This is a genomic window from Olleya marilimosa CAM030 (assembly GCF_000518485.1).
Taxonomy (GTDB): Bacteria; Bacteroidota; Bacteroidia; order Flavobacteriales; family Flavobacteriaceae; genus Olleya; species Olleya marilimosa.
Genome location: NZ_JADR01000001.1, coordinates 28,217 through 50,600, shown reverse-complemented (window position 1 = coordinate 50,600; position 22,384 = coordinate 28,217). Strand labels below are relative to the sequence as shown.

The window sequence follows — 22,384 nt, the reverse complement described above, 5'->3', positions numbered from 1 at the left end:
TACAATGAATTACAAAGACGCCTTACAAAACCCAATATTTAAAATTATTTCTGAAGCCTCTAAAAACTTAAATTTAGACAGCTATGTTATTGGTGGTTTTGTTAGAGACTACTTATTACAAAGAGGTGATGCTAAAGATATTGACATTGTAGCAGTTGGTAGCGGAATTGAACTAGCTAGAGCTGTTGCAAAATTATTACCCAATAAGCCTAAAGTACAAGTTTTTAAAACTTATGGTACAGCTATGTTGCGCTATAAGGATATCGAAATCGAGTTTGTAGGTGCACGAAAAGAATCTTACAACGAAGATAGTCGTAATCCTGTAGTAGAAAACGGAACATTACAAGACGATCAAAACCGTCGTGATTTCACCATAAATGCATTAGCCTTAAGCTTATCACAATCCAATTTTGGTGATTTATTAGACCCTTTTAATGGCATACAAGATTTAGAAAACAAGATTATAAAAACACCTCTAAATCCAGACATTACCTATAGTGACGATCCATTACGCATGATGCGTGCTATTAGATTTGCAACGCAACTAGATTTTATAATAGAAGACGAATCACTAAATGCCATTACAAGAAACAATCAACGCTTAGACATAATTACAAAAGAGCGTATAATTGTTGAACTTAATAAAATACTAGAAAGTCCAGTCCCTTCTAAAGGATTTTTACTTTTAGAAAAAACAAAACTTTTAAGTCATATATTGCCAGAACTTACCAATTTAAAAGGTATAGACGAAGTAGAAGGACAAACACACAAAGACAACTTTTACCACTCGTTAGAAGTGGTTGACAACATTGCTAAAAACACAGACGACGTATGGTTACGTTGGGCAGCATTATTACATGACATAGGTAAAGCACCAACAAAACGTTTTAGTAAAAAAGTGGGTTGGACCTTTCATGGTCATGAGTTTGAAGGCTCCAAAATGGTATATCATTTATTTAAGCGTTTAAAAATGCCATTAAATGACAAAATGAAATTTGTCCAAAAAATGGTGTTTATGAGTTCTAGACCAATAGTTTTAGCACAGGACATTGTAACAGACTCGGCAGTTAGACGTTTAGTATTTGACGCAGGAGATTATGTAGATGATTTAATGACGCTTTGCGAAGCTGATATCACAACAAAAAACCCAAAACGTTTTCAAAAATATCACAACAATTTTAAGATTGTTAGAGAAAAAATTATAGAAGTAGAAGAAAAGGATCACATCAGAAATTTTCAACCACCAGTTTCAGGTGAAGAAATCATGAAAACCTTTAATCTTAAACCTTCAAAAGAAATTGGTATAATAAAAGAAGCAATTAAAGAAGCGATTCTGGAAGGCGAAATTCCTAACCAACATGAAGCTGCTTTTAATCTAATGCTTAAAAAAGGAGAACAATTAGGCTTAACTGCTAATTAATTTGGATGATGTTAGAATTACGTAAAACCAATTCTGATAGTACCGACTTTAAAAGTCTTGTCAAACAATTAGATGATTTTTTAAAAATCACAGATGGTGATGACCACGCATTTTATAACCAATATAATGGATTGCAAAACATTAACAACGTTATAATTGCTTATAAAGACAGTAAACCTGTTGGCTGTGGTGCCTTTAAAAAATTTAGTAAAAATACAGTCGAAATAAAACGCATGTTTACCACAGAAGCAGCAAGAGGACAAGGTGTGGCTTCACAAATTTTGGAAGCCTTAGAGCAATGGGCAAAAGCATCAGGTTTTACATTTAGTATTTTAGAAACAGGAATTAGACAAATTGAAGCTATTAATTTGTATAAAAAATGTAATTATCAAATCACTGAAAATTACGGTCAATATCAAGGCATAAGCGAAAGCTTATGTTTTAAAAAAGAATTGTAAAAAAAAGAAAAAGGCAATGAAAAAAGATAACAAAAAAGTCATCTATTGGTTGTTAACAGGATGTGTACTAATTTTTATAATGGTAATTGTTGGTGGTATTACACGACTAACGCACTCAGGCTTATCCATTTCAAATTACAAACTTATTTCAGGCACCATTCCGCCTATGAATGATGTAGAGTGGCAAGAAGCTTTTGATTTATACAAACAATATCCAGAGTACCAAAAACTAAACACACATTTTACTATTGAGGAATTTAAGGATATTTACTTTTGGGAGTGGATCCATCGTGTTATTGGACGTTTTATAGGATTGGTGTTTTTCTTACCGTTTTTATACTTTTTAATCACCAAACAACTTACCAAACCTACCATTAAAAAGTCCATTGGGTTAATGTGTCTAGGTGCATTGCAAGGCTTTTTAGGATGGTACATGGTTAAAAGTGGCTTAGTGGATAGACCAGACGTTAGCCATTATAGGTTAGCCATGCACCTAACTACTGCTTTTATAACCTTTTCTGCTACTTTTTGGGTCGCATTGGATTTAATGTTTCCTTACAATAAAATTGTAAACACTAGTTTTAACAGACTGGTAAAAGTTGGTACATTAGTTCTATTAATTCAAATTATTTATGGTGCGTTTGTAGCAGGATTAGATGCAGGTTGGGTACATAACCATTGGCCAATGATGAGCGAAGGAAAATTTATCCATGAAAGCGTTTATATAGAACGAGACAGCCTATTTGCCAACCTAACAGAAGGTAAAAGTGGTGTGCAATTTGTACACAGAACGTTAGCTTATGTTGTAGTCATATTTATTTTGTTAATTTACTTTAAAGGAAAAAAATATGTCGAAACCAATTACCAACGCAGAGCATTAAACGCATTATTATACCTAGTCTTTTTTCAATTTATTTTAGGCGTTTTTACTTTAATATTACAAGTTCCGGTTTGGTTAGGTGTTGCTCATCAAGTTGGTGCGTTTTTATTACTAAGCGCAATGACATTTACGTTACATCGCTTTAGTAAATAACACCTAAAAGCAGTATCTTTACACCCTTATTTTATTATTATGATTTACAGATTTAGAGTTATACTAGACAACGATACAGAAGAAGATATTTTCAGAGATTTTGAAATTCGCGAAAGCGATACTCTAGAAGATTTACATAATGTTATCACACAGTGTTTTGGCTTTGATGGTACCGAAATGGCATCGTTTTATTTAAGTGATGATGAATGGAATCAAGGTGAAGAAATTAGCCTTTTTGACATGAGTGATGGTTTAAATGATGTTAGGTTAATGAATGAAACTAACCTGTCTGACACTGTACATGAGGCACAAACTAAATTAATTTATGTCTATGACTTTATGAATATGTGGACCTTTTTTGTTGAATTAGCTGAAATTGTTGAAGTTGCAGAAGGTGTTGATTACCCTAACCTAATGTATGTACAAGGTCAAGTTCCTACTGAAGCTCCTGACAAAATATTTGAAGCAGAAAGTAATGACGATTATGACGATTTTGATGACGATTTTAACATCGACGATTATGATAATCTAGACTTTGAAGAGAACTGGAATTAAAAATCCTTTGTATTAACGTCTTCATAATTACGTTTTACAAACTCCAAAGCATTTTTTAAAATTCCACCCATATTTTCACTTTTTTTAAACTCTAAATCCATGGTATATTCATGGATTTTGGTTTTTAGAAGCGCAATGTTTTCTTCGTTGGATATAACATCATGAGTCATACAATCTAACAATCGCTCCAACCGAACATTATAACTAATCATACGCTTAGCTACGATACTACGTTCTTCAATTTTATATTGATCTATGGACGCTTTTTTAAACTTACTTACAACCAACTCGACCAACCTTAAATTTTCTTTAAAAAACTGAGGTCTATACACATTAAACTTGCCTTCATAACATTGTTGGTCAAAATCTATAGCTCTAATTTTAAACACCACATGATCAAAGTCATGGGTTGGCACAACTACGTAATTATAAGAGCGCATATCGCCAAGTAGTCTAATCATACAACGCTCGTTAAATTTAACAAACTCTTTAGCTATTTGTGATTTTTCAGATTCAGAACAATCATCCAACATGGTATCAATAAATACATCTCCAGGTATTCCTGCAATATGCTCTTCAATTAAAGTATTACCATGAACCATAAAATTTAAGTGGTATGGCGACAACATATGCTCTAACTCTAAACCATAAATACGTGATGCATCAGCTTTTTTGACATAAAAATAGGTATAGTTATCATTTAAAACATTTCGGATTTTAATTCTAAAAGGTTTAGAGTTACCAAAGGTGCAGTAATCTATAGCATCAATATTTAAAAACGCATTATTAGTCTCGTTACCATCAGAGTGTAATCTACTATATACTTTTTTTAGACTTAAATCAATTTCGGCTCTATCAAACTCACTAAAATAAACTCGTATCCATAAGGTGTCATTATCATCTTTATCATAAACGGTTACAGACCCTTGAAAACGCAAAAGGTCATCATACAGTATTGTAATTTTAGAATTACGGTTATAATCGGACAAATAACTACTCAATCTATCATTAATTGGGTAGGATGGTTTTTTTTTAGAAATTTTTAAATCTTTCATAAGTTTTTCTGTCATTCAAATTTATAACTAATTTTTAAATTGTAACATTTTTACCAATCAATCGTCTTACTTTTAAACCAATCAAAAAACCACACCTCTTGGAAACAATTTTAACCATTAGTAATCTAACTAAAAAATATGGCAATTTAACTGCTGTAAACAATTTATCCTTTACCATAAAAAAAGGAAATGTCTATGGCATTTTAGGACCTAATGGTAGTGGTAAATCAACTACTTTAGGCATTACCTTAAATGTTGTAAATAAAACTAGCGGAAGCTTTAGTTGGTTTGATGGACAAACCTCTACACATAACGCCTTAAAAAAAGTAGGAGCTATTATTGAGCGTCCTAACTTTTATCCATACATGTCTGCTTACAAAAACTTAAAATTAGTCTGTAAGATTAAAGAAATTAGTGAAGACAAAATTGACGAGAAACTAGAATTAGTTGGTCTTTTGGACAGAAAAGAAAGTAAGTTTAAAACTTTCTCGTTAGGGATGAAACAGCGTTTAGCAATAGCATCTGCCTTATTAAACGATCCTGAAATATTAATTTTAGATGAACCCACAAACGGATTAGATCCTCAGGGAATACATCAAATTAGAGCTATTATAAAAGATATTGCAAGCCAAGGCACAACCATTTTATTAGCATCACATTTATTAGATGAAGTTGAAAAAGTTTGTTCTCATGTAGTTGTACTTAGAAAAGGTCACAAATTATATGAAGGACCTGTAGACCAAATGATATCTAGTGAAGGCTTTTTTGAGCTAAAATGTGATAATCCAGAACAACTTGTAACCTATTTAAATAACCATCCAAACATAAAAAACACCAAAGTAACAGATGATCTAATTACTGCCTTTTTAGACGCACCAATGTCAGCTTCAACTTTTAATAAAGAATTAATAGATAATGGTATAGCCTTATCACATTTAGTGCTTAGAAAAGAAAGTTTAGAAGAGCAATTTCTTCAGCTTACAGACAATTTAGTGGACCAAAACTAATCAATCAAAACAACCAATCATGTTACGACTTTTACAAATAGAATTACAAAAACTTTTAGAAAATAGGATTAGCAAAATCTTAATTTTCTTTTCATTTATATTACCATTTTTTATCATTTTACTGTCTTCCTTTAAAATTAACTTTTTTGGTCTATTTACCATAGATTTAGGTAGTGTTGGTATCTTTGATTTTCCTTACATATGGCATATCACCACTTTTTTTGCAGCATTATTTAAGCTGTTTTTTGCTATAGTTGTAGTTAGCATGATAGGTAATGAATACAGCAACAAAACCATAAAACAAAACCTTATTGATGGTTTAAGTAAAAAAGAATTTATCCTATCTAAGTTTTATGCACTGCTATTTTTCTCAGTAATATCTACACTGCTTGTTGGTATACTAACCTTAGCAATTGGATTGTATTATAATGGTGATAGTGAAACCTACTATATGTTTAGCGAAAGCATTTTTTTACTAGCTTATTTTGTAAAACTGATTGGTTTTTTTAGCTTATGTCTTTTTGCTGCTGTTTTAATAAAAAGATCTGCATTTGCTTTAGCCTTCTTGTTTATACTATTTATTGTAGAATGGATAATATACGGTATTATATTAAAAAATTATGATGACGATATAGCAACTAAAATACACAACTACTTTCCGTTAAAATCTATGTGGAAATTAATTGACGAACCCTTTAGACGTATTGTAGCTATGAAGTCTCCTGAAAAAACAGAACTTATCTACGATTATGCAGTACATTGGCAAGAGATAGGTATAGTTGCAGTGTGGACTACAATATTTATTTATTGCTCATATAAACTATTACAAAAAAGAGACCTGTAATTGATTACCCCTTTTTAACATCAGACATTTATGTTTAAGATAAAATTATAATATCTTTACTAGCATTAGCTAGAAAAAAGAAATGAAAAAGATATTATTAATTTTTGCTGTACTATGTGCACATGGCCTATCTGCTCAAAACGAAGCTGCAAATTGGTATTTTGGAAATAATGCTGGTATAACATTTGACCCATCAACTAACCAGGTTAGTGCTTTAACAGATGGACAATTATCTACTGAGGAAGGTTGTACAAGCATCTCTGATAGTACAGGTAATTTATTATTTTACACAAACGGAGAAAATGTATATGACAGGCAGCACAACATAATGCCTAATGGAACTGGTTTATTTGGTAACCAATCCAGTACACAATCGGCTATTATAGTGCCTAAACCTGGTGATCCAAATATTTACTATATTTTTACCCAAGACACCACTTTTGAAGGGACTCCTGATAATGGTTTTAATTACTCTGTTGTTGATATTACGCTAAATAGTGGCTTTGGTGATGTAACAGTTAAAAATCAATTTTTATTACATAAAGCAAGCGAAAAACTAAGTGCTGTTTTAAAAGATTGCGAATCACAAAACATTTGGGTAGTAACCTTTGGTAGTAATGATGCCTTAACTAATTCAAGTGCGACAGATACCAACAATAACACATTTTATGCTTTTGAGGTTAGTGCAACTGGTATTAATACCACACCTGTAATTTCTTCATTACCTTATACTATAAACCAAAGACGAGGCTATTTAAAATTTTCTCCAGACGGAACAAAACTTGCTTTGGCAAATATTAGTGATGGATTGCGCCTACTTGATTTTGATCCTGCAACTGGTATTGTAAGTAACTCAATTAATATTCCTACTAATCTTTCGCCAAGCGGAAAACCACAATCTGCTTATGGTGTCGAGTTTTCACCCAATAATCAAGTATTATACGTTTCAACATATTACGAAACAAGTGGTTCTAATTTTGATAACCCAAGTGCACAATATGGTGCTTTATTGCAATATGATTTAACTGCCACAAATATTAGTGCAACAGAAGAAGTTTTAGACGAAAGAGTGATGTATAGAAGTGCTTTACAACTTGGTCCTAATGGTAGGATTTATCGATCTTTAAGTGCAACTTATGATCAAGGCATTCCGTTTTTAAGTGTTATAAACAGTCCAAACACCTTAGGTCAAGAGGCAGATTATCAACATGCAGTAATAGACTTAATGGGTAGATCATCACGACAAGGTCTTCCGCCTTTTATAACCTCTTATTTTTCAGAAAAAATAGATATTATCCCAACAGATGATGATAACACAGTAATATTACCATTATGTACTGGAGATACGTATACTTTAGTTGCAGAAGCTATTCCTGGAGCAATCTATACATGGACTAAAGATGAAGTCGCTATACCAACTCCAGCAATTCCATATGAGTTATTTATTGATGAAGCAGGTAATTATGAAGTCATTATAGATCCTACTACTAGTGATTGTGAAATAAAAGAAGGACAAGCTATTGTTAGTTATTATGAGATACCAGTTGCTACACAACCTAGCGACTTAATAGTTTGTGACGATGATAATGATGCAACCTCAACATTTGATTTGCAATTACAAGAGGCTAGTATATTAAATGGTCAAGATCCACTTCAATATAATGTGCAATACTACTTATCACAAATAGATGCAGATTTAGACGAAAATCAATTAGAAAGCCCATACACTAATTCCAATCCTATTGAAACCATTTTTGCTAGAGTTTACAATACAAATAACCCTAATTGTTTTGACACCACTAGTTTTAATTTAGAAGTTTATAATACGCCTACCATAAACACTTTAATGGATTATTCTGTTTGTGATGATACTACTGATGGAGATGACACAAATGGACAATCAACCGTAGACTTATCATTTTATAACGCTCAAGTCTACAATTCCTTAAGTCCTGCTGTATATGATATTTCTTATCATAACACGCAGTTAGACGCAGATAATAATACTAATCCATTACCAACAAATTATTATAACGCAACACCTTTTACCGAAACAATATATGTTAGATTAGAAAACAGCAATAATACCGACTGTTATACAACTTCAAGTTTTGTTATTAATATTAATCCTGTACCTGAAGCTAATAACCAAATCTTGTTTCAATGTGATGAGGATGGCGTTCCAGACGGTTTTACTACCTTTAATTTAAATCAAGCAATTCCAGATATTACCAATAATGCTACTAATACAAGTACCACTTTTTATAGTAGTATGACTAATGCAGAAACAGAAACCAACCCGTTAAGTGCTGGAGCTTATAATAATGCTTCAAATCCGCAAACAATTTATGCTGTTACCACTAATACTACTTCAAGTTGCAAAGCAATTACTGAAGTTATTTTAGAAGTTAGCGTTACACAAATTTCGGATTACACTGCACCAATAGTGTGTGATGAATTAGGTTCAGAAGATGGTATCAACACCTTTAATTTAGAAGATTTTTCTACAGATATGTTGACACTTCTACCTCCAGGAATTACATTAAATTACTACGAGACGTATGATGATGCCTTAACTGAAACCAATGCATTACCCTTAATTTATAACAACACCACACCATATAATCAAACAATTTATGCTAGAGCAGAAAATAATAATGCATGCTATGGTATAAATCAAGTGTTTTTAACCGTAAAACCATTACCACAACTATCCAATGATGAAACACTCTTGTATTGTTTAAATCAGTTTCCTGAAACTATACAATTAAGTGCCTCTACACCTTTAAGTAACACCTATTATTATTTATGGTCTACTGGCCAAACAACTGCTAGTATAGCTGTTAATACCGTTGGAACATATACTGTAACAGCAACTACTGTTGATGGATGCTCTAAAACTAAAACCATTATTGTTGAGTCTTCAAATATTGCAACTATTGATAATATAGAAGTTATTGACGGAAACATTAATAATAATATTGTCACAATTTTAGCCTCAGGAGAAGGAGAATATCTTTACGAAATAATAAACGAAGAAGGTTTGTCTTTTGGTTATCAAGAAAGTAATACCTTTAATAATGTCAAACCAGGTTTTTACTCAGTAAATATTAAGGATGTAAAAAACAATTGTGGTGTAGTAAACCAATTGTTTTCTGTTGTTGGATTTCCATTATTTTTCACACCAAACAACGATGGTAGTAATGACTATTGGCAAGTATATGGTGTGTCGTCTCAGTTTCAACCCAAATCTATCATTCAAATTTTTGATAGATATGGTAAACTATTAACCCAGTTTACACCAACAAGTATAGGTTGGGATGGTACTGTAAATGGTATCCCTATGCCTACTAATGATTATTGGTTTACTGTAAAATTACAAGATGGCAGAATTTATAAAAATCATTTTACCTTAAAACGCTAGTTATTTGTACTTTTAAAGAAGAAACAATTTTTGATGTATCGTATAATTATTGCTTTTATAATTTTAAATCTATCATCGCAAGTTATAACTGCGCAAGATATAACGTTGTTTCAGCAATTTAATGGTCGTTATGATTATACTGCAATTGGAAACACATTAAATCAAGCCGAAAATAATTTATCACAATCCTTTTGCTCTATTTTACCATCGTCTCAAGCAAATCTAACCTTACCTACAGACTCAACTATAATATCAGCCTATTTATTTTGGTCAGGTTCTGGTCCAGGAGATACAGAAGTTTCATTAAATAGCCAATCAATAATTGCAGCAGATACATATAATGTTACTTATAATGCTGGACCTGATGGGTTGCTTACTTATTTTGCTAGCTATGCAGATGTTACCAATTTGGTTATTACGCATGGAAATGGCGACTACTTATTTGCAGATTTAGATATTTCAGAAGTACTAACCTCAACTGCTGGATATTGTAATAATAGGACCAATTATGCAGGATGGAGTCTTTATGTTATTTATGAAGACAGTACACTGCCTTTAAATCAAGTAAATCTATTTTTAGGATTAGAAATTATTAATGGAGATGTTCAAAATAAAACTATCGTTTTAGAAAATGTAAATGTCTTAGATAATGAAAATGCTAAAATTGGTTTTTTAGCTTGGGAAGGTGATAATGCCCTAAATTTTGGAGAATCTCTATCTATTAATGGCAATGTATTATCCAATCCTCCTCTTAATTTAGCAAATAATGCCTTTAATGGCACTAATACCTTTACAAATGCAACCGATTTTTATAATGCAGATTTGGATGTTTATAACATAGAGAATAACATTGCTATAGGAGACACAGAAGTAACTATTAACTTAACTACAGGAGGCTTAGACAATAGCGGAAATTTTAGAGCAGATTTAATAATAATAAATAATATTATTACGGTTTTAAATAGTCAACTACCAGACGCTACAATACAATTAAATAATTACCAAGTTACTTGTGCTAATAGGATGGTAACTGTAAATTACTCAGTTTTTAATAACAATAGTACTGCTAACTTACCTCCAAACACACCTATTGCTTTTTTTATAGACGGTATACTGGTAGCCCAAAATCAAACTATTAGCGAGATTATAATTGGTGGAGAAGAAACTAACCAAATCAGTTTTCTGGTTCCAGATACTTTTCCTGATAATTTTATTTTAGAAATCGCAGTGGACAATGATGGTACTTACAATGGTGTTATAACAGAAACTAATGAAGTTAATAATGATACCTTTGAAGCTATACAACTATTACCTTTCCCACAAACCATACAATTAAATCCATTACTAGCATGTGATGAAGGTTATAATAAATCACATTTTGATTTAACGCAGGCATTAAATCAAATAGACACAACTAGCTATCAAGATTTTAATTATCATGAAACTTTAGAGGACATATCTACTAACACCTCTATATTAAATCCTAACAACTATTTTTCAAATAGTACACCCCAAAGCATATACATAACAGCGACAACAGATGTATGTTTTGATATATTTAAATTTGATTTATTGACAGAACATTGTCCTCCTTATATTCCTCAAGGGTTTTCTCCTAATCACGATACGACCAACGACTATTTTAATATTCAAGGATTATATAACATTTTTGAAAATCACCAATTATTAATCTACAATCGTTATGGTACATTAATTTTTAAAGGCGATGACAATACTAAATGGTTTGGTCAAATAAATCAAGGGTTAAATAACCAAGGAAAAATAGTTCCTGTAGGCACCTATTTTTATGTACTTCATTTAAATGATCCAAAATATATATCTAAAACAGGTTGGGTTTACGTAAACTATTAAGGCACACATAATTAATTAAAACTTTTAATCGATAATTCTTGCGTTTAATCGATAATTGATGTATCATTGCACATGTTATCGATGAAATATGTTATTCATCGTGGTTTTAATTCCCTTATTGTCAATGAAACTTAACCTACAAACCCCAATCATTGCTGCATTTATCATGTTTTGCTTGTCTACTCATGCACAACAAATTACAGTGGACGACTCATTTACAGCACAACAACTTGTAGAAAATAATTTAGTACAAGGTTGTGTAGAAGTAACAAATATTACATCCACCATTAATGGAAGTATTAATGGATTTTCAAGTTTTGGTTATTTTGAAAATGCAAGTTCTAGTTTTCCTTTTGAAAATGGAATAATGTTATCCACAGGTAGTGCTGCTTCTGCAGGAAATACACAAAATACTAATCCTTTAAACGAAGGAACTGTTGCTTGGGGAACAGATCCCGATTTAGAAGCAACTTTAGGTATTAATAACACATTAAATGCGACGTCAATTCAGTTCGATTTTATTTCGACTTCAAGTAATATTCAGTTTAATTACATTTTAGCATCAGAAGAGTATTTTGCTGAATATCCATGTTTATATTCTGATGGATTTGCTTTTTTAATTCGCGAAGCTGGAAGTGGCAATCCCTATCAAAATATTGCAGTAGTCCCTGGAACAAATACTGCTGTAAATACCAATACAATTCATGACGAAATCGTAGGTTTTTGTCCCGAAGAAAACAATGCCTACTTTGAAGGTTATAACATTGGAGACACAAATTTTAATGGTCGTACAACAGTATTAACTGCGTCTGCAAATATATTACCTAACGTACAATATAATATTAAACTTATTATAGCAGATCAAACGGACCGAAACTTTGATACAGCTGTTTTTATAGAAGGAAATAGCTTTACAGATAGTGTCGATCTTGGAGATGATATTACAACTTGTGATGCCACAGTAACTTTGGATGCCAATACAAACAATCCTTTGGCAACTTACACATGGTTTTTTAACGACTCTGTTATCACAGGAGAAAATGGAAGTACGTTATTAGTAAATACTGACGGTAATTATACAGTAGAAGTTACTGTGCCTTTAAATGCAGATTTTTGCACATTTGAAGACTCAGTTAACATAACACTTAACAGCATACAACTTGCAGATGCATTAACAGACATAATTGTGTGCGACGATGCGTCTAATGATGGAGAAGAAAACTTTGATTTATCAACTAAAATAACGGAAGCTGAATCTGCTTTACCAAGCGCATCATATACAACAACGTTTCATCTTAATCAAACAGAAGCGGAAAATAACACAAATGCAATAGTAAATTATTTAAGTACAACGCCAACCCAATCTGTATATTACCGCGTTCAAGATGACGTTTCTGGATGTGTATATATTGGGACATTTAACTTAATAATTAATCCGTACTTAAACATAACCAATCCTACTCCTTTAACTGTGTGTTCTACAGGAGGTGCTTATGTAACACTTACAGATAAGGATGACGAAATATCAAATGGTAACAGTAATTATAATGTTAACTACCACTATAATTTGGCTGATGCCGAAAGTGGATTAAATCCAATAGCTTCGCCATACGCTCCTACTACAAGCAATGAGACATTATATGTAAGTATTGTAGATATTACAACTGGATGCAATATAACCACAACTTTAGATATACAAGTTAATATTAATCCTGCAATAAATCCCGATACGCAAATGCTAGACGCTTGCGAGTCTGATGGAGATGGATACGATACTTTTGATTTAACTCAAAATATTGATGATGTTTTACAAGGCTTAACCAATGTTACTGTAACATATCACGAGACTTTGGACGATGCCAACAGTGGCTCTAATCCAATTGCAAATCCGACCAACTTTTCTAATACTAATGACTTCGAACAAACAGTATATATAAGAGTTGAAGATGACGTCACAGGATGTGCATCTGTTGTACCTTTAGAGCTGCACACTTTTTTATTAGAATCTGGAACAGAAATAACAGATTATTTTGAATGCGACGATGCATCAAACGATGGTATTGTTGATTTTGATTTATTACAAGTTGCTGAAGCTATAATTAACGGATTAGAAGATGTTACTATTGACTTTTACGAAACCGAAGCAGACCAATTGGCTAACATAAACCCAATTAATCAAAATGTATCATACGTAGTTGATGTAACACCCAAAACCTTATACATTGTATTAAATAGCTTAACGTGTACACACAATGCTACAATACAACTAATAATCAACGAGGGATTTGATATTCAAACACTAACCTCTCAAGATTATTGTGATACAGATGACGATGGTTTTACTAGTATAGATTTACATACATTTGACGATTATGTTGCAACAGATATTGCAGGTGGATTAGTTTCTTATTTTCAAACTCAAGCAGACAGTCAGGCTAACACCAATCCTCTACCTGCTTTTTACAACAATACAGTTAATCCGTTAACGGTTTATGTACGTGTACAAAACGAAAACGGTTGTAATGCTACATCTAGTCTAACTATTAATGTATTGCCTGCACCAACTACATCAACTCCTGATAACATATTGATTTGTGATAACGATCAAGATGGTTTTTCTATAATTGATTTATCAACTACCATAAACCAAATGGTGACTGACACAACAGACAGAACAATCACTTTTCACACCTCACAAATAGATGCCGAAACTAACACAGATGCTATAACAGATTACCAAAACTACAACGCTAATACACAAATGGTTTTTGCAAGAATAGAAAATAGTATTACTGGTTGTTTTTCTGTTGAGGTTATCACTATTTATGTAAATACATTACCTGTTTTTACATCAATAACAACATTAATTAATTGTGAGACCGATGGTAATCAAATTGGAGAATTTATTTTTATTGATAAAGATGCAGAGATATTAAATGGACAAACTGGTAAAGAAGTTCTTTACTTTTTATCGCAAGCAGATGCAGATAGTAACAGTAATGCTATTGATAAAACGACCATTTTTGAAAACACATCAAGCCCTCAAACCATTTATGTTCGTGTACAAAATTACACAAATACAGATTGTTATGACACTTCTTCTTTTCAAATAGAAGTAGGTTCTAACCCGATCTATAACAATCCTACAGATGTATTTGTTTGTGACGACGTTAGTAATGATGGTTTTGAAACTTTTGATTTAACTGAAATTTCAACACAAATCAGTTCAGGTTCTCCTGAAACTTTAAGTATTAGCTACCACCTTACTATGGCTGATGCCGAAACACAATCTAATCCTTTACCTAATAACTTTACAACAACCGTTAATCCGCAACAAATTTTTGTTACTGTAGATAATGGTACTTACTGTAAAGGCATTACTAGTTTTGAATTTAACGTAATTGCTGTACCAGAAACTAATGTAGCAAGTGCTTTACAACAATGTGATGATGATTTAGATGGCTTTACCAGTTTTGATTTAACACAATCAGAAGTAGAAGTCCTATCTATTAGACAGGACAATACTGTTATTGAATATTTTACATCAATTTCAGATCTAGAGCTTGGTACAAATCAAATCAGTGATCCTTATAATTTTACTAATACATCAAATCCTCAAACTGTATTTATCAAAATATCTAATACAGTCTCTAATTGTTATGCACAAATCCCTTTAGATTTAATTGTAGACGTACCTCCTACTATTACACCAAATGTAGTATTAGATATTTGCGAAGACAATACCAATACCTATAATTTAAACAACGCACTTAGCGCTTTAGTAGATACAACATTAAGCATTCAAACAACGTTTTATGCATCGCAAACAGATGCGCAAACACAACAAAACCCGTTAGATACTGACTACACCTATAGTGTTGGTAACACAACTTTATTTGCTAGATCAAATTATACAGGTAGTGCTTGCTTTACAATACAACCATTTGTTCTAGCTGTTAATCCTATACCAATTTTAGGTGTATTATCAGATTTACAAAATTGCGATGATGATTTTGACACATTCTCGATTTTTGATTTAAGTCAGCAAACTACTTTTGCATTAGCTGGTCAAAACCCTAGTGACTTTACTGTTTCTTACTTTACAACACAAAACGATGCTATTAATAATACTAATGCATTAACAGATTTACTAGTAGATTCAGAAAACAATACTACGTATTATGTAAGAATAGAAAATAACGCTACAGGTTGTTTTAATACCACTAGCTTTGCCACTATTGTTAACAGAAAACCAGAACTAGACATACCAGATCAAGTGTTATGTTTAGAAAACTTACCATTAATTGTGTCTGCCGAAACGAATATACCTACAGATAACTATACTTGGTCAACTAATAGTAATTTAAGTTATATAGAAATTACTGAAGTTGGAACATACTCTGTAACCGTTACATCACAATTTGGTTGTACAACCACTGCAACTTTTACAGTTTCAGAATCTGAAGCTGCTACCATTGATTTTACTGAAACTATTGACTTTTCAGACCCAAACAATATTACTGTTGAAGTTTCAGGTATAGGCGATTATTTATATCAATTTGATGACCAAGAGCCACAAGACTCTAACTTTTTTAGCAATGTACCAATAGGTCCTCACACCATAACTGTAATTGACTTAAATGGATGCAACTCTACAACCAAAGAGGTTGTTATTATAGATGTACCAAAATTTGTTACTCCAAATGGAGATGGATATTTTGATTATTGGCACATTTCAGGTGTTAATCAATTAAAAGGTACTGTGGTATATATATACGATCGTTATGGCAAACTACTTAAAACACTAACACATGCTTCGCTTGGTTGGGATGGTAGATACAATGGTAACCTTATGCCTGCAAGTGACTATTGGTACGTAGCAGATATTAAAAAAGGACCAATCGAGTTTCAGAAAAAAGGACATTTTACACTTAAGCTTTAACATTTCATTATTTATTTAAAATAAATTGTTCAGTACCTTTGCAAACCATTAAAAAGGTATGCAAAAAAGACTCTTTATTATTCTGTTTTTAATTGTTGGTATAACATCTGCACAAAATGTTGTTACAGATGTTCAAACCTATACACCTCAGCAACTTGTAGAGGATATCTTAATTGATAGTAGTTGTATAACTAATGTACAAGTGACTAACGTTGTTGGTGGTGATTTTGGAGGCTCAGATCAAAGCTATGGATATTTTGATGCAACAGGTACCACATTCCCTTTTCAAAGCGGAATTGTATTAAGTACTGGACGTTTAAGCAATGTTGATGGTCCTAACGATTCTTTAAGTGATGATGATGCTTCTGGTTGGGATGGTGACCAAGATTTAGAGATTGCTTTAGACGAAACCAACACTTTAAATGCAACCATTTTAGAGTTTCAATTTACCTCTGAGGCTACACAAATTAGCTTCAATTATATTTTTGCTTCAGAAGAATATCAAGAAAACAACGCCAACACATGCCAATATTCTGACTTATTTGGTTTTTTAATTCGTGAAATAGGCACAACAGATTACGAAAACATTGCATTAGTTCCTGGTACTCAAGTTCCTGTTAAAGTAACGACAGTACATCCAGAAATTCCTGGTGGTTGTCAAGAAGAAAACGAATTTTATTTTGGAAGTTGGAATGATAATACTGCTCCAATTAACTTTAATGGACAGACTAAAGTCTTATCTGCAGTAGCCAACACTGTACCTAATACCACTTACGAAGTCAAATTAGTAATTGCAGATGAACAAAACTACAGATACGATTCTGCTGTGTTTTTAGAAGCTGGTAGTTTTGAGTTAACCACAGATTTAGGTCCAAATTTATTAGAGTCTACAAACAACGCACTATGCGAAAACCAAAGCACAGACCTAGATGCTACACAAACTGGAGCCATAATTTACAAATGGTTTAAAGATGGTACAGAGCTTCTTACTGAAATTAATCCTATTCTAACAGTAGCAGATTCTGGAACTTACAACGTAGAGGTTACCTTATCTAATGGTTGTATATCTTATGGCGAAATTGTTATCGAGCAATTTCCTGCACCAACAACAGTAACCACAACTTTAACTGAATGCGATTTAGAGCAAGATGGCATCACAACCTATAATCTATTTGACACAGACCAAGTCATTACTGTTGGTAATCCTGATTTATCCATTATTGGTTTTTATAATTCGCTATCAGATGCAGAACAGCAAATAAATGCCATTACAACACCTGATAGTTTTCAAAATACTACAATCAATCAAGTCGTATACGCCTTAGTGATTAATAATATATCTAGCTGTACAGCTATAAGTCAGATTACGTTACAAATTTCAAATAATAATTTACCAACTTATAGTTTAGACGCTTGTGACGATGCCACTATTGATGGATTAACCACTTTTGATTTAAGCCAAGTAAGCTCTCAAATTACACCTTTAGTTCCTGCAGGAGCTACAATTAGTTATTACTTAACTCAAGAAGACGCTTTCGCGGAAAATAATCCGTTGCCAACAAACTTCGAGTCTACAATTCCAAATTTTCAAACCATTTATGCACAAGTAACCACTAATGGTTCGGATTGTTATGCTGTAACAGACGTTAACTTAAATGTACTTTTTACACCAGAAATTTCGGAAAACGAAACCTTGGAGTATTGTTTAAATAACTATCCTGACACCATAACTTTGGTTGGTGGAGTATTAAATGATTCGCCTAGCAACTACTACTACCAATGGTTATTAAACGGAGTAGACACAGGAGTAAACACCTCTTTTATTGATGTAAACCAAATTGGTGTATATACTGTAATTATTACAGGAACCAATGGTTGCTCTAATACCAGAGACATTACTGTAACCTCTATTGAAGCACCTATTATTGACAACATTGCTTTTACAGAATTGACGTCCAATAATACAATTACTGTAACACTATCTAACACAGGAAATTTTGAATATGCTTTAGACAATGGGTCGTATCAAACTTTTAATTCGTTTTCAAATGTGGCTCCAGGCATACATACTGTTTATGTTAGAGAAATTGATGGCTGCGGAATGTCAGAGCAAACCATTGCTATTTTAGGCTTTCCACAATTTTTTACTCCAAATGGAGATAATTACAATCAATACTGGAAACCGATAGGTATTAATGATACTTTTAATACGGATTTAGATATTAAAATATTTGATCGCTATGGTAAGTTAATTCACCTTTTAAATCCACAATCTCCAGGTTGGGATGGAACGTTAAATGGACAATTATTACCTACTAATGATTACTGGTATTTAGTTTCTAGATCTAATGGTCAAAAAATTAGAGGTCATTTTAGTTTAATTCGTTAACTTGTTTTTTAAAACAACTTGACTGTATGTCCGACTTTGATAAAAACTTCGATTTAAATACTAATGATGTTACAACTATTAAAAATTATTTTTTAGCTTATAATTTCATTTTATTACAAGAAAATAGTGACCATTTATTGTTTATAAAAAAAGACACCTTTTTAAGCGGTTGGATACTTAATCCTCTTAATTGGCAATCCGCAATTACAGTTAATCTAGCTTCTAATAATAATGATACATATCAAATTAGATATGTTGTAAAGGATAACGGTTATATAAGCCCAACAGCATTCTCTAATTTATTTGATAGTTTTATTACTAATTTAAATGTTAGCCTTAATAATAAAACAGATTATAGAGACTCTAATAATCAAGCTGTTAAAACCTCAAAATATAGTATGATTAAGTATTTAATGGTTTTAATTTTAGGTACACTTTTAGGTTTTATTTTAGGAGGATTAATTTCTAAAACATTAGACATACCTTATATTAACTATTTTGGCTTAGTAGTTGGTTTTGTATTAGCAAAAAAAGCAGTAAACCAATACGTTAAAAAATCTAATAATTAAATTTAAGGTTAACCATTACAGGTGATGTGTCTGTTTTATCAACCTAAAACCTTTAACCTTCCTTTAAATAAATAACTGCTTATTATTCTGTAATTTTACATTATGAAATTCAAGATAAAATCAGAGTTTAAACCTACAGGAGATCAACCTCAAGCCATTAAACAATTGGTTGGTGGATTAAATGGACAAGATAAATACCAAACGTTACTTGGTGTGACTGGTTCTGGTAAAACATTTACTGTTGCCAATGTTATTGAAGAAACACAAAAGCCAACACTGGTTTTAGCACATAACAAAACGTTAGCAGCACAGTTGTACTCAGAGTTTAAACAATTTTTTCCTGATAATGCTGTTGAGTATTTTGTGTCTTATTATGATTATTACCAACCTGAAGCCTATATACCAACCTCTGGTGTTTACATAGAAAAAGATTTATCTATAAACGAAGAGATAGAGAAAATGCGATTAAGCACAACCTCTTCCCTATTATCTGGACGTCGTGATGTCATCGTTATAGCATCAGTATCTTGTCTATATGGTATTGGTAATCCAGTCGAATTTCAAAAAAATGTAATTTCAATTGAAGTTGATCAACAAATTTCGCGTACTAAATTATTACATCAGCTAGTACAAAGTTTATACTCACGTACGGAAGCTGACTTTAAACATGGAAATTTCAGAATAAAAGGAGATACAGTTGATATTTTTCCGAGTTATGCTGATGATGCGTTTAGAATTCACTTTTTTGGAGATGAAATTGAAGAGATTGAATCCTTTAATATTCAAACAAACGAAATTGTAGAAAAATACGATAGACTAACAATCTATCCTGCAAATATGTTTGTAACCTCTCCTGACGTGTTACAAAATGCTATAAAATCTATTCAAGACGATTTAGTTAAACAATACGATTACTTTAAAGAAATAGGAAAACACCTAGAAGCAAAACGATTAAAAGAACGTACCGAGTTTGATTTAGAAATGATACGTGAGTTAGGATATTGTTCTGGAATTGAAAATTACTCTCGTTACCTTGATGGTCGTGAGCCTGGTACAAGACCTTTCTGTTTATTAGACTATTTTCCGGATGATTACCTAATGGTTGTGGATGAGAGTCACGTAACTGTATCTCAAGTACATGCCATGTATGGTGGTGACCGAAGCAGAAAGGAAAACTTAGTCGATTACGGTTTTAGATTGCCTGCTGCAATGGACAACAGACCTTTAAAATTTGAAGAATTTGAAGCCTTGCAAAATCAAGTAATATACGTAAGTGCTACACCTGCAGATTATGAGCTTCAAAAAACGGATGGACTTTATGTGGAGCAAGTGATACGTCCAACAGGTCTATTAGATCCAATTATTGAAGTAAGACCTAGTCTAAATCAAATTGATGATTTAATTGAAGAAATACAACAACGCATAGAAAAAGACGAACGTACTTTGGTCACAACGTTAACCAAGCGTATGGCAGAAGAATTGACTAAATATTTAACCCGAATCAATATTCGTGTTAATTACATACACAGTGATGTGGATACTTTAGAGCGTGTTCAAATCATGCAAGATCTACGTAAAGGAATTTATGATGTTTTGGTTGGTGTAAACTTACTACGTGAAGGTTTAGATTTACCTGAGGTCTCTTTAGTAGCTATTTTAGATGCAGATAAAGAAGGCTTTTTAAGATCTGCAAGATCTTTAACCCAAACCGTTGGTCGTGCAGCACGAAACCTTAACGGAAAAGCAATTATGTATGCTGACAAAATAACCAACAGTATGCAAAAAACTATTGACGAAACCGAGTATAGACGTGAAAAACAAATAGCCTATAATACAAAACACAAATTAGTGCCTATGGCATTAAACAAAAGCTTAGACAGTGCTTTAACACAAAACTCGGTTAGTACTTATAGTTATGAGTTAGAAGCTGCACGAGCAGCAGAGCCTGAAAGTGAGTATTTATCTAAAGGTGAATTAGAAAAGAAAATTAGAGAAAAACGTAAAATGATGGAGGAAGCTGCCAAGCAATTAGACTTTATTATTGCAGCTAAATTACGTGATGAAATTAAAATGTTTCAAGGTAAACTTGAAGAGTTGAAAGCATAATTATACATACCTAAACTAAGCTTACAGTGTACTGTAGTAATCAAGTACTATATATATAGTTAATTATATTGTACTTTAAAGATGTCTATCAAAACCTCAGCAGGAACCATCATATCCGGAAAACCCTCCATTAGGTATAATACCTTAGTAATGGACTCATGGTTTAATCCCATGCGTAATCCATAATTATACAGTTTAGCCAACTCTTGTTGTGTACGTTCTTGATCAACATGCATTAACAATACCATTCTATGGAATTGGACAATACGCTCACTATGAGATTTTAAAACCATTCTATTAACAGGATTATTAATAAGGTGATCAAAATCTTCTCTAGAAACTTCTAACTGTTGTGCAACTGCTAACAAAAAGTTGTATTCAACAGATTTTATACTGTCATCACTTTTTGCAAAAGCAATCATTTCTGATAATAGACTTAATTTTTCTATTCTGTTAGGCATATATAAGGGATAAGTTATACATCATAAAGTTAAGAATAAAACATAATTTATAATCGTTGAAAGCACGTAGCTTATCGAAAATAACATGGTTATACATCGCTTTTTTAGATATTTCTGTCTAATCTAAATTTTAAAATTTCAAAATTATAATCAATTACAACCTAAAATCTGGTCTTTAACACGCTATTAATTAATTATTAATTCATTAATTTTAAGAGACTTAATTAAATTATATTTAATTAAAATCTA

General features: G+C 32.1%; 14 protein-coding genes. 12 read left to right on the top strand and 2 right to left on the bottom strand.

Features of this window, described 5'->3' with window-relative positions:
- The first annotated feature begins 4 nt into the window (after positions 1 to 4).
- The 4 genes from M890_RS0100220 to M890_RS0100205 are packed head-to-tail and all read left to right on the top strand — an operon-like array spanning position 5 to position 3,466.
- Entirely contained in the window at positions 5 to 1,420 is a 1,416-nt protein-coding gene (locus tag M890_RS0100220; protein WP_028281595.1) for a CCA tRNA nucleotidyltransferase, read from the top strand.
- Between the two features lie 5 nt (positions 1,421 to 1,425).
- Positions 1,426 to 1,878 (top strand): GNAT family N-acetyltransferase, encoded by a 453-nt coding sequence (locus M890_RS0100215; RefSeq protein WP_316929332.1) that lies wholly within the window; start codon positions 1,426 to 1,428, stop codon positions 1,876 to 1,878.
- Between the two features lie 16 nt (positions 1,879 to 1,894).
- Positions 1,895 to 2,911: a COX15/CtaA family protein gene (locus M890_RS0100210; RefSeq protein WP_028281593.1), complete on the top strand. Its 1,017-nt coding sequence runs from the start codon at positions 1,895 to 1,897 to the stop codon at positions 2,909 to 2,911.
- A 39-nt stretch (positions 2,912 to 2,950) separates the two neighbouring features.
- Positions 2,951 to 3,466 carry an IS1096 element passenger TnpR family protein gene (locus M890_RS0100205; protein ID WP_028281592.1) on the top strand — a complete coding sequence of 172 codons (516 nt, stop codon included), beginning with the start codon at positions 2,951 to 2,953 and terminating at the stop codon, positions 3,464 to 3,466.
- Here M890_RS0100205 and M890_RS0100200 read toward each other — a convergent pair.
- A complete protein-coding gene (locus M890_RS0100200) occupies positions 3,463 to 4,521 on the bottom strand; it encodes a hypothetical protein (protein WP_157243238.1) in 1,059 nt (352 codons plus the stop codon). The two genes, M890_RS0100205 and M890_RS0100200, sit on opposite strands and share 4 nt — an antisense overlap.
- Positions 4,522 to 4,619: 98 nt before the next feature.
- Between M890_RS0100200 and M890_RS0100195 the strand changes: the two genes are divergently transcribed.
- The 8 genes from M890_RS0100195 to uvrB all read left to right on the top strand — a co-directional run bounded on the left by M890_RS0100195 (position 4,620) and on the right by uvrB (position 21,674).
- Positions 4,620 to 5,528, top strand: a complete 909-nt coding sequence (locus M890_RS0100195; protein ID WP_028281590.1) for an ABC transporter ATP-binding protein — start codon at positions 4,620 to 4,622, stop codon at positions 5,526 to 5,528.
- Positions 5,529 to 5,547: 19 nt separating this feature from the next.
- The gene (locus tag M890_RS0100190) at positions 5,548 to 6,372 is read left to right on the top strand and encodes an ABC transporter permease (protein ID WP_028281589.1); all 825 of its coding nucleotides are present in this window, start codon (positions 5,548 to 5,550) and stop codon (positions 6,370 to 6,372) included.
- A gap of 82 nt (positions 6,373 to 6,454) precedes the next feature.
- Positions 6,455 to 9,796, top strand: coding sequence for a T9SS type B sorting domain-containing protein (locus M890_RS0100185; RefSeq protein ID WP_028281588.1), 3,342 nt, complete (start codon positions 6,455 to 6,457; stop codon positions 9,794 to 9,796).
- A gap of 33 nt (positions 9,797 to 9,829) precedes the next feature.
- A complete protein-coding gene (locus M890_RS0100180; RefSeq protein WP_036596967.1) occupies positions 9,830 to 11,668 on the top strand; it encodes a T9SS type B sorting domain-containing protein in 1,839 nt (612 codons plus the stop codon).
- Positions 11,669 to 11,792: 124 nt separating this feature from the next.
- Complete coding sequence (locus M890_RS0100175; protein WP_036596965.1) at positions 11,793 to 16,610, top strand: T9SS type B sorting domain-containing protein; 4,818 nt, start codon at positions 11,793 to 11,795, stop codon at positions 16,608 to 16,610.
- A 58-nt stretch (positions 16,611 to 16,668) separates the two neighbouring features.
- Complete coding sequence (locus M890_RS0100170) at positions 16,669 to 18,999, top strand: T9SS type B sorting domain-containing protein (protein WP_028281585.1); 2,331 nt, start codon at positions 16,669 to 16,671, stop codon at positions 18,997 to 18,999.
- 26 nt (positions 19,000 to 19,025) lie between these two features.
- Positions 19,026 to 19,568, top strand: coding sequence for a hypothetical protein (locus M890_RS0100165; RefSeq protein ID WP_028281584.1), 543 nt, complete (start codon positions 19,026 to 19,028; stop codon positions 19,566 to 19,568).
- Between the two features lie 102 nt (positions 19,569 to 19,670).
- On the top strand, positions 19,671 to 21,674 hold the full coding sequence (gene uvrB / locus M890_RS0100160; RefSeq protein WP_028281583.1) for an excinuclease ABC subunit UvrB: 2,004 nt from the start codon (positions 19,671 to 19,673) through the stop codon (positions 21,672 to 21,674).
- Positions 21,675 to 21,733: 59 nt separating this feature from the next.
- Here the strand turns inward: uvrB and M890_RS0100155 are convergent, their stop codons facing one another.
- A complete protein-coding gene (locus tag M890_RS0100155) occupies positions 21,734 to 22,135 on the bottom strand; it encodes a hypothetical protein (protein WP_028281582.1) in 402 nt (133 codons plus the stop codon).
- Between the last annotated feature and the right edge of the window lie 249 nt (positions 22,136 to 22,384).

Excerpts from the sequence above, each read along its gene's own strand:
- M890_RS0100180 (WP_036596967.1), top strand. The coding sequence starts at position 9,830 with ATGTATCGTATAATTATTGCTTTTATAATTTTAAATCTATCATCGCAA.
- M890_RS0100175 (WP_036596965.1), top strand. The coding sequence starts at position 11,793 with ATGAAACTTAACCTACAAACCCCAATCATTGCTGCATTTATCATGTTT.
- M890_RS0100215 (WP_316929332.1), top strand. The coding sequence starts at position 1,426 with ATGATGTTAGAATTACGTAAAACCAATTCTGATAGTACCGACTTTAAA.
- M890_RS0100185 (WP_028281588.1), top strand. The coding sequence starts at position 6,455 with ATGAAAAAGATATTATTAATTTTTGCTGTACTATGTGCACATGGCCTA.
- M890_RS0100200 (WP_157243238.1), bottom strand. The coding sequence starts at position 4,521 with ATGAAAGATTTAAAAATTTCTAAAAAAAAACCATCCTACCCAATTAAT.
- M890_RS0100170 (WP_028281585.1), top strand. The coding sequence starts at position 16,669 with ATGCAAAAAAGACTCTTTATTATTCTGTTTTTAATTGTTGGTATAACA.
- M890_RS0100220 (WP_028281595.1), top strand. The coding sequence starts at position 5 with ATGAATTACAAAGACGCCTTACAAAACCCAATATTTAAAATTATTTCT.
- M890_RS0100165 (WP_028281584.1), top strand. The coding sequence starts at position 19,026 with ATGTCCGACTTTGATAAAAACTTCGATTTAAATACTAATGATGTTACA.
- M890_RS0100210 (WP_028281593.1), top strand. The coding sequence starts at position 1,895 with ATGAAAAAAGATAACAAAAAAGTCATCTATTGGTTGTTAACAGGATGT.
- M890_RS0100190 (WP_028281589.1), top strand. The coding sequence starts at position 5,548 with ATGTTACGACTTTTACAAATAGAATTACAAAAACTTTTAGAAAATAGG.
- M890_RS0100155 (WP_028281582.1), bottom strand. The coding sequence starts at position 22,135 with ATGCCTAACAGAATAGAAAAATTAAGTCTATTATCAGAAATGATTGCT.
- M890_RS0100205 (WP_028281592.1), top strand. The coding sequence starts at position 2,951 with ATGATTTACAGATTTAGAGTTATACTAGACAACGATACAGAAGAAGAT.
- uvrB (WP_028281583.1), top strand. The coding sequence starts at position 19,671 with ATGAAATTCAAGATAAAATCAGAGTTTAAACCTACAGGAGATCAACCT.